A 15,327-nucleotide genomic window follows, 5' to 3' on the forward strand; every position below is an offset into this window, starting at 1 on the left:
AAACTCCTCATTTGAAGAGTTTTAATTTTTGTCGCTTATATTAATTAACTTGCTTTGCTTTTTATTATTGGAATTATTGTTGTGATTACAAGGGCTGCTAATAATAAAAATGCCATGCCGTTTGTTTCAGCGAAGCCGCTTGGTGCTATTCCTTTTATAACACCAGAAACTTGAAGTATTATCCCAACAAGACCTATTATGGAACCACCTGCAACAAGCCCGGAAGATAAACTTATGCCATTTGAAACCTTAACATCTTTTTCTTTTTCAGATTTTGAAGTTCTTTCTATTAATAAGCGGACAAAAGCACCTATTAAAATTATGGAAGTAGTTGATATTGGCAGATAGAATCCTATGGCAATTGTCATTATAGGAAGATTTAATAAAAACAATACAATTCCCATAACAGTGCCTACAATTATCATAACCCAAGGCAGCTCGCCAGATATAATACCGGCAGTTAAAGTTGCCATTAAGTTAGCCTGAGGCAGAGCAAAGGTCACATCATCACCAGTCAATGAAAGTTGGCTTGACAACAACAAAATAGTGCCGATAACTACTGCAACACCAACTATTGATGCAATTACAAAGTACTTTTGCATTTCATTTTTATCTCCGCCTAATATAAAAGACACTTTTTGTGATTGACAGTATCCACCTGCAATAGCTATTGCAGTGACTATAAACGTACCAAATAAAAGTAAAGACTTGTTGTTTTCAGGACTTACCCATCCCAGTGCCACAAATAACAACGTCACAAGCACTAAAGAAGCTATGGTCATACCTGAAACAGGAAGGTTTGAAGTTCCAATAGTACCTGTTAAGCGGCCGGAAACAATGACAAATAGCAATGATAAAAATAAAGATAAAATTGAAGCAACTATTGCCATTAAAATATTCCCGTCAGAAATTAAGAATCCTGCTAAAAATCCAATTATAATACCACCTAATAATATTAGTGTTCCAACAGATGAACTGTCACCATTGTTTGTAGATTTTGCACTAAGAGTTTCTTTTATGGAAGAAATAATAGTTGGTATCAGCCTTATAGCACCTATTAAACCACCGGAAAGCATCATACCTGCACCAATATATTTTACATAGCTGCCGGATATATTTGAAACGTTCATGGCATTAATGGCAGTACCTGGATCATTCCATACAAATGCATTGCTTTGACCAAGAGCAGTAAAATAGCCTATTAAAGGTAAAATGCCAAAGTTAGCAAGTATTGAACCGGCAAACATAGTTAAAGAAACATCTAATCCAACTATGAATCCAATTCCTAGTAACAGAGGGTTAACTTCAATCTGAAATTTCCATTTATAAAAAGATTCATTCACATAGCTTATTACATTGTTAGCCACATTTAAAAATGAACTGGTTACAGCAGTTATAATACCACCTATTCCAAATCCTATTCCCATGAACTTTATTGACTCTCCTGCGCCTTCAGAAGCAACAAGTGTTTCTGAAATGGCCATTGACTCAGGGTACATTAATTTTCCATGCTCTTCTACGATCAAGTATTTATGAACAATGGAAGCTATTCCAATGCCAAATAAAACTCCACCTGTTCCAACTACAAAACCTTCTAAAAAAGAAACATTTGAACCTATTAAAAGAACTGCCGGCAATACAAATATTATACCGCTGGCAACGGATTCTCCGCCGCTAGCCATACCTTGTATTAAATTTTTCCCAAGGAGCCCCTTCTTTTTAGAAAATGCTGATATAAAAGCTGAGCCTATAATAGAACCCGGTATGCCAGCAGCAACTGTAAGACCCGATTTCATACCGGAATATGCAGTAGATGCTGCAAATAATACAGCTAAGATTATCCCTATTATTAAAACTGCACCATTCCCACCTATTTTGGAACCGCTGGATATATAAGGCACATAATCTTTGCCGGGCACATTTCCATATGCATCTTTAGACAATTTTTTATCCATTAAATACCTCCGTTATTTCGTTTTGAGTTTATTTTATATTTTTTAATACTTCCAACAAATATTCCCACGTTCTTCGAACTGAAGAAATGCTCATATTTTCATTTGGAGTATGAACATCATATAGATTTGGTCCAAAGGAAATTGCATCTAATTCGCCAAATTTTTCTGCAAACAGCCCGCATTCAAGACCGGCATGTATAGCAGAAATGTGAGGCTTTTTACCGTACATTTTTTCATATACATTTTCAAAGACTGTTCTTATTTTTGAATCTGGATTATATGCCCATTCAGGATAACTGGATTCGCTGATTACACTACCGCCGTTAATTTCAGCGGTTACTGATAATCTGTTATATAATTCATTTTTTATACTCCTGACAGAACTTCTGATTGAGCTTATGAATTCTACCCCGTCTTCATAGGTTGTAATAACTCCTAGATTTAAGGAACTTTCCGCTAATCCTTTAATATCCATGCTCATTGAAGTAACACCGTTAATAATTAAGTATAAATAGTTAACTACATTTTTAGTTGATTCTTTTGAAAACATTTGTGTAGGAGAATTTTGTAAAACTTCAAATTTTATTCTTATATCTGGATCTGGAGTTCTCAATTCATTTTTAAATATTTCTTCACACTCTGATATTTTCTTCTCGACTATTACACTATCTTCAGCTTTTACTAAAATAACTGCATCAGTCTCACGTGGAATTGCATTATGTTTTGACCCGCCGTTTAATGAACTAAGCCTAATATCTATTTCAGATAATATACTCATAAGTACTCTACCCATTAATTTATTGGAGTTTCCTCTTTCCTTGTCTATTTCCATTCCGGAGTGACCACCCTTAAGGCCTATAATCTTAATTGAATAAGCCACAAGGTTTTCATTTACTGATTCAAACTTAACAGGAATTGACGCTTTAGCAGTAACACCGCCGGCACAACTCACTAATAATGTACCCTCTTCTTCAGAATCAATATTAATAAGAGTCCTGCCCTTTATATTTTTAGGATCTAGCGCCATAGCTCCATCCATTCCTGTTTCTTCAGAAGTGGTTACAAGTAATTCTATTGCTGGATGCTGGTATTCATTAGAAGCAAGGATTGCTAACCCCATTGCTACTGCAATTCCATTATCAGCTCCTAAAGTTGTTCCGGTAGCATATACTCTATCCTCTACTATTCTCAACTTAAGTGGATCCTTTGTAAAATCATGTTCTACATCTGAATTTTTTTCATTTACCATATCCATATGTCCCTGCAAAACAACTATAGGACTGTTTTCATATCCTTGTGATGCCTTCTTTCTGATAACAACATTTAATGCAGAGTCTTGAACATATTCCAGATTATTATCCTTAGCAAATGAAACTAAGTAATCGCTGACTTCTTTTTCATTTCCTGAACCTCTCGGGATTTGTGAAAGCTTTTCAAAATATTTAAATACATCAACAGGTTGTAAATCCTTAAGTACTTCTATCATTCATATTATCCTTTCTAACTATTGTTGTTTCAAAATCAAATCATATATATATTTACCATAAATCTATTTACTAACCATATTAATAGGAATTTTCAAATATAAATTCCAACTATGATTCTGATCTCATTAAATAAAACCTTTATGAGTATGTGAAATTTGAATGCCATAGTTTCTTATGTCCACATAAAAAACTCCTCAATTTTGAGGAGTTTTAATTAAATTTCCATTTACAAAACTTAAACTGCAATTTTTCCCTTACAAAAGTCTGATGATTCTTACTGCTCATTCGCAACTAATTATTAGTTTCCTTTTGGTTTATATTTTCACATATTTCCAATTTACCATTGACCATCCTGACCTTTACTTTTTCCAAGGATGGATCTTTAAGAATATGCTTCACATTAGACTTGATGACAGGTGCGGAAAGCATCGATGATGATGCAGAAGAAATAGCCCCTTTTGGGCAAGTGGCTTCACAATTCAGACAAAATATACATTTTTTATTCCATTTTGGAAAGCCTTCATCATCACTGCTTATATTATTAACCGGACAGCCCTTGACGCAAGTATTACATTTTATGCATTTTTGTTTATTTAACTTAAACGAATTTTGGTAATAGTTTTTTATCATAGTTGGGCTGAGCACAATCTGTTCAAATTTGTACATTAGAGGCGGCTTTTTTGAAATTTCAGGCCACTTTGTATCGCTTGAATCTTTCCCCATATCCATACCAAACTGTTTAGCTCTGTTTAAATCATCCATTGTAGGATGGCTGTATGAAGGAAAGCAACCCAATCTATTGTATCCCAGATAATAATCTGCACCCAGACTATAGAACCATCCTTCAATTTTTGATCCACGGGCAACTAAATTTTGTTTAAGCATGTCTCCTGCATTCCAGGCATAAGATCCATTTAGTAGAAAAGCAAATGTCCTGATTTTACTTAAATCAGGCAATTTTTCAATAAATTCTATGACATTAATTGGAATTTGAAAATAGTAAACAGGAGTTCCAATTCCAAAAATATCGAATCCCTCAAGATCAGGAAAAATATCATCATTCAAATTATGCAAGGTTGTATCAATTCCTGACTCTTTTAATCCTTCTGCAATGTTTTTTGCTACAGAAAAAGTCGAATTTGTTACTGAATGATAAGCAATTAAGCATTTCACTATAATCTCATCTCCTATTTTATTAGAATTCTATTTATTCTCGCCAATATCTAGTCTTTTATCATCTCATAAATACTGAACAAATCTTTCTTTGACAATATTTTAGGAACCGGATAATTTGGATTAGCCTCTTTATATGCCCTTTCTACCATCAATGGTATATCACTGTCGTTAATACCGCTTATTTTATCAGGAATATTCATATCTTTATTAAGCTTCTTGATTGCTTTTATAAAGTTATATGATTTTTGTTCTAAATTATCCGTCGAATTTCCTAATAAAACTACATCTGTAAGTTCAGCAAGAGGTTTATATGCCTCCTCTCCATAGTATTCAAGCACGTAAGGCAAAATAACAGCATTGGCTAGACCATGTGGTGTTCCATAAAAACCTCCAAGTGTATGAGCAATTGCATGGACATATCCGACATAGGCACGCGTAAAAGCCATACCTGCATAATTTGAAGCTTTTAACATACTTCCTCTGGCTTCAACATTTGCGCCGTTACGATACACCTCATAAATATTTTCAAAAATTAACTTTACTGCCATTCTGCTTAATTCAGATGTTTCCTTTGTATTGCTTCTTCCTATATAAGCTTCGATAGCATGAGTTAAAGCATCCATTCCTGTAGCTGCTGTAATATCCGGAGGAAGTCCTACTGTGAGGGATGGATCAAGAACAGCATAATGAGGAGTAAGCACCATATCGCCAATTACTAATTTTTCATGAGTGCTGCTGTTTGTTATTACTGCAACAATTGTGGCTTCACTTCCTGTTCCGGCAGTTGTTGGTACAGCAAACAGAGGAGGAATCTCTTTCCCAACCTTTAAATCCCCTCTCATCTGTAAAATGCTCTTGTTTGGGCATGCAAGTCTTGCACCTACTGCTTTTGCACAATCTATTGGAGAACCTCCGCCAAAAGCTACAATACCTTTACAATTGTTTGATTTATACATTTCCAAAGCTTCTTCAACATTGTCTATTGTTGGATTTTGAGAAGTATTATTATATATGACAAAATCCACTCCTTCATTTTTCAGCCCTTCAAGAACCCCATCCATTAAACCAATTGATGAAATTATTTTACCAGTTATAACAATTACTTTATCGATATCTATGTCTTTTATAAGTTTTGGCAAATAATTTACACTATCTACTCCTTCAATAATCTCGGGTTTACGCCAAGGCAACAAATAGAAAACCATCTTAAACACATATTGATAGATTCTACAATAAAGTTTATACATCAATTACACCTCCCTGGTATTGACTATATTTATAAAATTTACTATCATGTAAAATTAAATTGTTTATTTTTACACAGCTTTTATACCCTTTTATTTCCATTTTAACCATGTTAAGTTGCCGGTAATCTTCGAATATTTTGCCTACAAAAAACATAAAAAGCTCCTTAATTTTAGGAACCTTTTATATCCATAACTTTGTATGGAGGTGGATTGTACCGATTTATTATTTTACTTCGAAAAGACTATTTTTTGTTAAATTTCTAACCAAAATGGATAACTTTTTTATATTATCTATAATATCTTTTTCATCTATATATGAGTATGACAGCCTAAGTGCATTGTTTTTATTAAAATCATAGCTGCTGCCTATATTTAAAAGTATTCCTTCTTTTATAGCTGCCTGAAATAATTTTTCCATCGAAATCTCTCGTTTCAATACAAGCCAGATATAGAATCCTCCCTTTGGAGTTTCCCATACTGCTAATTCTTTAAAGTACTTATCAAGGGCTGATATCATTAAATCTCTTCTATTTTTTAATGCAATTTTAGTTTCTTTCAAATATTGATCATAGTTTGTATTGGATAAGACCTCTTTTAATATCCATTGAGACACAGAACTTGCTCCATAATCTGTCTGCATCTTAACATCACCTAAACGATTGACTATTGATTCAGATCCAACTAACCATCCAATTCTAAGTCCGGGTGCTAAAACTTTAGATATTGTTCCCAAATAAATAATCATTCCATGTTCATCCATGCTTTTTAATGGTTTAGGAGGTTCATTTTCTAACCAAATATCTCCATAAGCATCATCTTCAATGACCGGAATCCTGTTATCTATACAAAACTTAAATAATTCTCTCCTTCTGTCCGCAGACATGACAATCCCAGTTGGGTTATGAAATGTTGGAATAGTATACAAAATCGCATCTTCTATATTCTTTCTTTCCTTTGCTATTTTCCAATATTGAATACCTTCATGATCCATTTTTATACCCAAAAGCTGCATTCCTACTGATTGAAAAACCTGCAGTGATTTTATATAGGAAGGTGCCTCCGTATATATGGTTAATCCTTGTTTAAGTATACTAACTGAGATTAATTGAAGAGCTTGCAAAGATCCTGATGTAATAAGAATATTGGATGGTTTACATTGAATACCTTTATTCTTTAACTTCTCTGATAAAATTTCTCTTAATTCCAACAATCCTAAAGGTTCCAAATAGTTCAAAGATGTGACTGTCTGAGATAATTTTACAAAAACATCCTTCATCATTTTTGATGGGTATAATTTTGGAGACAATTCGCCAGTTCCAAGCCTAACCATACCCTTCTGAAACTCCATGTGATTGATCTCTTGAATTGTAGGGAGGTTCTCCTTGAAGTATCCTGATTTCACGTAGCTCCCCCAATTGGCTTCACTTGATGAAATCATTAGTGACCAGGTATTACTTGCTATAACTGTTCCCTTACGACCTTTTCCTTCTATTATCCCATAGCCCTTCAAAATATCTAATGCCACAGATATTGTACTTCTATTCACCTTAAATTTTTCAGCAAGTACTCTCTCTGATGGTAAATAATACCCAATTACCCAATCTCCATTTGATATTTTGCTTGATATATAGTCCACTATTTGCTGGTATACAGGTTCTTTAGACCCTTTATCCGGTATCCAATCCACAATAACTTTTTTCATCAATACACCTTTACACCTAAATATATTCCTAAACCATTTTTCCTGGCAATTTCATATACTTTTATTGCTGTAACATTATCCTAATGTTGTTTTTTCCGTTATTATAAAATTCTGTAGCAATGTTAATCGATTTACTTTCATATAATTTATTATAGCATGATTTTATATCAGTTTCACCGTTATTTTCCGGAATTTCTATTGATGCAATTTCAGGTTGTTGCACTTGCCCTGTTAAACAAATTTTTCTTCAATTAAAAATTCTTCAAATTTAGCTAAACTTTCAGAAACACCCATACGTCCGTATCCCATTCTAAAATATTGATCATCCATACCATAAATATCTGAAGGCAACAACAATACCCCCTTCTTGTCAACAGCAAGCTGACAGAAATCTTTAACAGGCATATCAATCAAGAGCTTATGATATGCAACCGGTCCACATGTTATTGGCTTCTTCTCGAATATATTTGAATATCTGTCAAAGAATTCATCTGCTAATTTCAAATTATTTCTAATAATTTTGATACTTCTTTCTAATAGTTCGTCGCTATGCTTAAGTGCAACTTTTGATAAAAACTCAGATGGAGCTGAGTCACAAATACTCATATAGTGTTTAAATTTAACAACATTTTCTAAAGTCTCATGATCTTTTGATACAAGCCAGCCTACTCTTAGTCCAGCAAGACCGTAAGCCTTAGACATTACACCAAGTGAAGCACATTTGTAATAATTATCAGCCATCCACTCTCTTTTGTTTCCATCCAGTTCAAGTCCTTTATATACTTCGTCCGAGAATAGATAAATGTCATGTTTCCTGCATATTTCACATAACTGTTTTATTTCAGCATTAGTAAAAGTATATCCTGTAGGATTATTTGGTGAGCAAACTGCAATTACTTTAGTATTTGGCCTTATTAACGCTTCAAGCTCATCAAAATCCACTGTCCATTTTGCACCATCATCTTTTATATACCACTTTGAAAATTCACAGTTTGGAATTGAATTAGCAACTTCAAAAGCAGACTGATAGTTAGGATACATAGCAATAATATGATCACCTTCATTGAGCAATACATTCATATACCCAAAAATGGCCTCCTGAGCTCCGTGAAAAACTAACACATCATCTGCTGTCATATCATTATACAATGTAGCAATTAATCTTCTTAACTCTGGATCACCCCATGTTTCAGTATATCCCAACCATTGATTTAAGTATTCTTCTTCAGCACCAGGTTCCATAGAAAGTAATTCTTTTGTTGTCATGGATTCACAATCAGATTGAGTCAGCAAATACGGTGCAGTAAATTCATAACGTCCAAAATAACATTCAAGTTTAAAATCATTAATTTTCATTTCTATACCTCCATTAAATTATTCTTAATAATAGGGGTTTCCCTTACTATATTGTGAATTGTATCATACAATTTTTATAGAACAAACAGCCAACTAAATAAAACAAAACCAGCCAATTGATATGTGACTATTTCAAAATTAGCAAGGAATAAATTGGGCAAAATCTCACACTCAAAAACATCTTTATTACATAATTCTCAAACATGTTTTATTATAAAATCTTACACATATTATTAATTAGTTAATATTTTTTGAAAGGGTTGAATAATGAAAAACAAGACTATAAAAATTTTATCTAGATCTTATATTGAAAAATATAATCTTTATATTTTGATTATTTTACCTTTTATAATAATTTACTTTCTGTTCTCATTATTTTTTATTAATCATTATCAATTTAATACTCAAATAAACGGAGTTGATGTATCCCTAAAATCAAATGATGAAATCAAAGATTTATTTCTAGATCATATTAATAATTATGAATTGAAGCTTATAGAAAGAAGTGGAATGACTGAAATTATTTCAGTAAAATATTTAGGTATATATTACAATAATAAAAACAGCGCATCAGATGTTTATAAAATACAAAATTCTGTTTTATGGATAATATCATTGTTCAAAATACAAAGGTTTTATATTAACGATTTATACGCATTTAACCATGAAATATTTGAAAATAAAATAAATGATTTGAACTGCTTAAATCATGAAATTATTAAACCTAAAAATGCAAGTTTTTTGTATGTAAATGGTTCATATAAAATCATTAAAGAGATTTTGGGAAATAAAATAAACAAGGACTTATTAAAAGAAAAAATAAAACTTTCCATATTGTTAGGAGAACGAATACTAAATTTAGATAAAGATAATTGCTATGAAAATCCTAAATATACAATGGTCTCAGATAAAGCTATGGAAACCTATTATATGCTTAACAAATATTTAAATACCAAAATTACATATTTGTTTGCAACTAGAAAAGAAATATTGGATAAAAACATAACTAATAGATGGTTTAAAATAAATGAAGATTTAGAAGTTTATATTGATAAGACTGAAGTTTTAGATTATGTAAAAAGTTTAAGCAAAAAATATGATACTATGGGGCATACAAGAAAATTTAAAACATCCACAGACAAAACAGTAGAAGTAAAAGGCGGTTTATATGGATGGAAAATAGATGCATGGGCTGAAACAGAGGCCTTGATTGATAATATAATATTAGGAGAAGTAAGAGAAAAAGAACCAATTTATATTCAAAAGGCACGCAGCAGGGATGAAAATGATATTGGAGATACTTATGTTGAAATTAATATTTCAAAACAGCTTTTATGGTTATATAAAAACGGAAAGCTCATAGTTCAAAGTAATATAGTAAGTGGCAATCCCAATAAAGAACATCAAACTGTCCTTGGCACTTATGCTCTTAATTATAAACAAGAGAATGCTATTCTCACGGGTGAGGATTATGAAACCAATGTGAATTATTGGATGCCATTTTACGGAAATATCGGTATACATGATGCGAAATGGAGATATGAATTTGGAAAAGAAATCTATAAACATTCCGGATCACATGGCTGTGTAAATGTTCCGCTTTATGTAGCCAAAATAATTTTTGAAAACATTGAACCAGGTATTCCAATTGTTTGTTATGAAGAATAATGGAAATGAATGATCCTGAGGAGTTAACAGTTGCGAATATTTTAAATAATGATTACTTTTTAATTAACCTATATTAGAAACAAAAAATCGTCTATAATCATGACCACCGCTAAGCCGGTGGTCATGATTTCATAAACAGATTCCTTAAAAATTTTAGGCTCTTATAAATTAATAAGTTGTAAAGCCAAAAGCACATACAGGAATGACATATATGTGCTTTTGCGACTCCGAATATTACACTTTAAAAGTTTTTTCAAACTTTTAAATATATTATATACCCTCTAATTTTAATTGCGCCCCTGAGAAAAGATAATCATTATTATCAGATTGCTTTCTGCCTTCAAGAGTTTTAGTAACTAACAATAATTTATTGTTAGGCAACAATTTTTGATCTAATACATAGTTTACTTTAAATAATCCAAGTAAACTTGCAGGTATATTAAATCCTGGGCATATAAATTGAATATTATTAACTTCAAGAAGCTGCATCAATGGTTGATATAAATATGTTGCGCCACTTGAACCAAATGGATTGTCACACAAGATTACTTTTCTTGTATCACTAGAATTTCTATTATACAACTTCCTTATATATGAGATTAAACAAATTGTAATCATTAAGTAAGTTGTATTAGTTTGACCTGTTGAACCAACAATTTCTTTCCATTTCTGAGGTCTGCTATTATCTGCTAAGTCCTCGAACTTATACACATCAATATCCCATCTTCTTAATTCATTAAAACTTTTACTAAATAGATTTGAGAGAGATAATTTTTCTTTTAGATACTTTTCTTTATCTTCATTTTTTTCATAGCTCTCAATGTCCTCTATAAGTTTATCTATATAGTCGCTTAAACATTGTTTTCTATATTCTGGTTCAGGAACATTATTTGTATTTAATCTTATAATTTCCTTTTGATTACCTTTAACTTCAATTTTCGATAATGTAGAAAACTTCTTAATGTCATTTAAAACTTCATTACACCTTTGAGAACATAATTCTACAAATTCTTCTTTCAATCTTTTTAAATCTTCTATACTTTTTTCTATTTCACTCTTTTCTTGTTCTATAATAGCAATATAACCATCTTCCCCTATCATAGAATTAATTTGAAACTCAACATCTTTCAATGTTTTTGGAATATTAATATCATTTAACTCAGTAGTAAAATTACTAATATTTGCATCTTTGAATTTTTCTTTTGCCTTATTAACAGTAATGATGATATTTTCGCTGATTGAATCAATATCCTTTTGATATTTTTTTATGTTACCACCAAATCCGTCAATTACATTAACATCTTCACTTAACTCATCGGTTTTAAATATAATGTCATATGATTCTTTTTGAGTTTTAGCACTATCTAATTTCTTAGAAAAAGCGTCTATTTTTTCAGTACACTCCGCATAAGACTTTTTATACTCTTCAATTTGTTTCATTATCTTTCTGAATTCAATATTTAAACTCTCTTCATATTTGTCCAGATCATTAATGTTGTTAAAAAGCTCATCATCATAATATGAATCACATATTTCTTTAAATTTATCCTTTAACTCATTAATACTGGCGTTTAAATTATCAATATCAGCCTCAAGCTTATATTTTTTCCCTTTAATTGGCTCAATTAATTTTTCAGCTTCATCTTTTTCAATATCAAGAGCCTTCAGTTTCTCAAATGAAGTAGACGATATAGCTGCTGAGTTATCTTTATCGACCAAAAAGTCTAAAGTATATCCATGATAATTCATTACTTCAACAGCTTTTACACATACATCTTCTTTCTGTTGCATTTGCTTAACTAAGTCGATTAATCCACCGTCTTTTTCCTGAATAGATTTTTGAATAGATTGATATTGTTCCCTTGCTTCATCTATCTTTACTTTTAAATAATCCAAATGATTTATTTCAACATTTGTTATGTTTGTATTAACATCCTGCAATAATTCCTTTAATTTAGAACTTTCGTTTTCTTTATCTCTAATTGTATCTTTCATTCTTACTAAAGATTTGTCATTCTCTTTATACTCTTCATTCTTTTTGGTTAGGATGTTATTTAATTTTTCTTCTTTTTTCTCAAGAGTTTCAAATTTTGGTATTTCAACAGATAACTCATTATCAAGTTTTATAAAACTATCAAGAGCAATAACTATTTCCCTTTCATCTATTATTTGTAGTCTTAATTTATCTAAATCTTCTTTCTTTGACTGATGCAATGAAATTAAATTCTTTATTTTTTCATCAAGCAAACTTATATTTTCTTTTACTTTTGTGATTTCAGATTTAATTTGAGCTATCTCATCATTTATAGTTTTCTCGAAATCTTCAACATAAGAAAATTCAAATCTTGTAGCTATTTTCAAATGACCATCCAATACAGAAATAGAAGTTTTCAGTATATTTTCTTCATTTCTTCTTTCTTCTAATTCTTTTTTCTTTTTCTCTATTTCTCTTTTTATTAGATCTTCATCAATAAATAAATCAACTGGTTTTGTAGAAAATTGTACTGAACTAAGATTTAATTTATCTCGACTTCTAACTGTGGAACGACTAATTACTGGAACTGCTAAATCACCAAAAGACAATCTTAAATCATTATTGTTGCTAAAATCATCAAAATGTTCATCTGATAATATTATTGAATATGGAACCAAGATATTTTTTTCAAGGATGTCCTTTTTATTATCCGACTCAAGTCCCTCAATATCATCAATTCCTAACTGAGCAGAGCTATATATTTTACTCATCCTATCAAAAACATAGCGCAACTCTTGATGAACACCTAAAGGCTTCTGTTCATTAAGATTTTTAATCAAGGAAGAAAGTGCGTTACACTCATCTTCTTTCTTTTGCTTTTCAATCTTTAATTTGTCGATTTCTTTTATTATTACAACACTAAGTTTTGATTCATATGGGACATCATAATCAGCAGCTACCTCTAAATATTTAGCTTTCTGGTTACTATATGCTTCAAGATCGGAAGCCTTTTGAGACAAACTATCATTTAAACGGCTATAGCTTTCCTCAGCATTTTGCTTATCATTTTCACGTTGAGTCCTCTCTATAGGTAGTTTAGACTGCACTTCTTGATTTAGATGATCCTCTTCATTTTCAAGCTTTGCAAGTCGCTCTTTACTTCTAACAAATGAATCTTCAGAAAAGTCCATTACACCTAAGCTTAAAAGCTTAGTTTTTAATTCTTCTATTGTCTTTTCCTTCTTATCAATTGTTTCTCCTAAAACATCAATTTTCGCTTTCAAATCAGAATGCTCTTTCCCCAATGCTTCTTTTTCATCATAAAGGGAACTTTGCTTTTCAACCAATAAGTCTCTATCATTTTTAAGTTCACTTACTTTATCTTCGATATCATATATTTGTTTATTGATATGATGTCTATATATAGTGCCATAATGATTTCTTTGTTTTTTTAAATCAGCTACATTTTCTTCTCTTTTCTCTTTTAAAAGTTCAAGTTCCTTATATTCTGATTTAGCCTTTTTATATTCAATATATGCATTACCGGCATTTGCAAACTTTATAGATTCTTCTATTTTCTCTTTTTCTGCTATTTCAATGTTTAATTCATTTGTACGTTCTTTTAATTCTTCATTCTTTTCATCAACTATTATTAATTTCTTCTTAATTACTACAGACAGCTGTTTCTTTTCTGTATCCTTTCTATTTTGGTCGAGAGTTATTAATTCTGTTTTATATAACTCCTTATATTCTTCAAGTTCGTCAAGTTGAGCAATTAAATAATTAATTACCATACATAATTTTTCTTCTAAATCTTTTTTATTTTTAAATACAGCCTTTAATTGTTCTTCTATACTTACAAGTTCTGTTATTACTTTAATCATGTAATCATACTCGGCAAGAATACTTCTCTTCGTTGTAAGTTCTTTTAATTGATCTTTCATATCCAACAATGTATTAGCAAGCTTTTCTTTATCCTGATAATCCTTATTATGTTTCCACATATAGCTTTTTTCAATTATTTCAGGAATTATGAACTTTAAAATAAACGCATCTGCAGTTTTGTAGTTTTTAAAGAACCCTTCTATTGGATTACCCTCTCCGGTATTTATTTGTCTAAGCATGCTCCATTCTGTATCAATAATATTATACTGAGCAAGGCTTTTTTTATAAGAAGTTAGGTCATTTGCTTCATTTGGTCCAAATATTTCAACACTAATATTTTTAAGTACGATTTCTTTCTTGTATTTTTGAAGATTAGTTTTTAATCCTTCATAGTTTATTATAGTTTTTTCGTTTGCTTCATTTTCTTTACGTAAAGGAATATGTACTGCATCATACTCATGAGGAGAGTTATATGATATCAAGTAATTGAAATAGTCCATTGAAGCACTTTTATCAATACCATCATCTTCTTGATTTTCAATATATTTATCTTCGCCGTTTTTCTTCTTCGCACAAAATCCTGTCAATAGGTACTTGCATGGATAACCTTCATCCAACTCCCATTCAACTACAACATGAGCTGCTTTAGTTGCATTTGAACCTTTAAATACCTTTTTAAAAGGATTCTTAGCAACCAAATATGAATTAGGAATGATTGTCTGTAATGCACAAAGTAAGATAAACGACTTACCTAATCCGTTTATAGCTTCATAAGTTGAATTTAAACCTTCAAAATCAAGCAACAAGTTATCCGCTATATTATTACCATCATTATAAGTAATTCCACAAATTCTAATTTTTCTAATAGCTGGCATTA

General features: G+C 31.0%; 8 protein-coding genes. 1 reads left to right on the forward strand and 7 read right to left on the reverse strand.

Translation table 11 applies throughout. The features are described 5' to 3' along the window. Positions 1-44: 44 nt before the first annotated feature. The 6 genes from LY60_RS04100 to LY60_RS04125 form a co-directional block, all read right to left on the reverse strand. On the reverse strand, positions 45-1,955 hold the full coding sequence (locus tag LY60_RS04100) for an OPT family oligopeptide transporter (protein ID WP_145080378.1): 1,911 nt from the start codon (positions 1,953-1,955) through the stop codon (positions 45-47). A gap of 28 nt (positions 1,956-1,983) precedes the next feature. After that, positions 1,984-3,441 carry an aminoacyl-histidine dipeptidase gene (locus LY60_RS04105; RefSeq protein ID WP_145080381.1) on the reverse strand — a complete coding sequence of 486 codons (1,458 nt, stop codon included), beginning with the start codon at positions 3,439-3,441 and terminating at the stop codon, positions 1,984-1,986. A 292-nt stretch (positions 3,442-3,733) separates the two neighbouring features. Beyond that, positions 3,734-4,615 (reverse strand): EFR1 family ferrodoxin, encoded by an 882-nt coding sequence (locus tag LY60_RS04110; protein ID WP_145080384.1) that lies wholly within the window; start codon positions 4,613-4,615, stop codon positions 3,734-3,736. Positions 4,616-4,665: 50 nt separating this feature from the next. Then, the gene (locus LY60_RS04115; protein ID WP_145080387.1) at positions 4,666-5,865 is read right to left on the reverse strand and encodes an iron-containing alcohol dehydrogenase; all 1,200 of its coding nucleotides are present in this window, start codon (positions 5,863-5,865) and stop codon (positions 4,666-4,668) included. A gap of 223 nt (positions 5,866-6,088) precedes the next feature. Next, complete coding sequence (locus LY60_RS04120) at positions 6,089-7,567, reverse strand: aminotransferase-like domain-containing protein (RefSeq protein ID WP_145080390.1); 1,479 nt, start codon at positions 7,565-7,567, stop codon at positions 6,089-6,091. Between the two features lie 231 nt (positions 7,568-7,798). Further along, complete coding sequence (locus tag LY60_RS04125; protein WP_145080393.1) at positions 7,799-8,923, reverse strand: aminotransferase class I/II-fold pyridoxal phosphate-dependent enzyme; 1,125 nt, start codon at positions 8,921-8,923, stop codon at positions 7,799-7,801. Between the two features lie 267 nt (positions 8,924-9,190). Here LY60_RS04125 and LY60_RS04130 point away from each other — a divergent pair, with 267 nt between their 5' ends. Continuing rightward, on the forward strand, positions 9,191-10,591 hold the full coding sequence (locus LY60_RS04130) for a L,D-transpeptidase family protein (RefSeq protein WP_145080396.1): 1,401 nt from the start codon (positions 9,191-9,193) through the stop codon (positions 10,589-10,591). Between the two features lie 270 nt (positions 10,592-10,861). On the opposite strand, the gene LY60_RS04135 is transcribed toward LY60_RS04130, so the two are convergent. Continuing rightward, a complete protein-coding gene (locus LY60_RS04135) occupies positions 10,862-15,325 on the reverse strand; it encodes a coiled-coil domain-containing protein (RefSeq protein ID WP_145080399.1) in 4,464 nt (1,487 codons plus the stop codon). Between the last annotated feature and the right edge of the window lie 2 nt (positions 15,326-15,327).

The sequence above is a fragment of the Sedimentibacter saalensis genome (assembly GCF_007830175.1).
Classification (GTDB): Bacteria; Bacillota; Clostridia; order Tissierellales; family Sedimentibacteraceae; genus Sedimentibacter; species Sedimentibacter saalensis.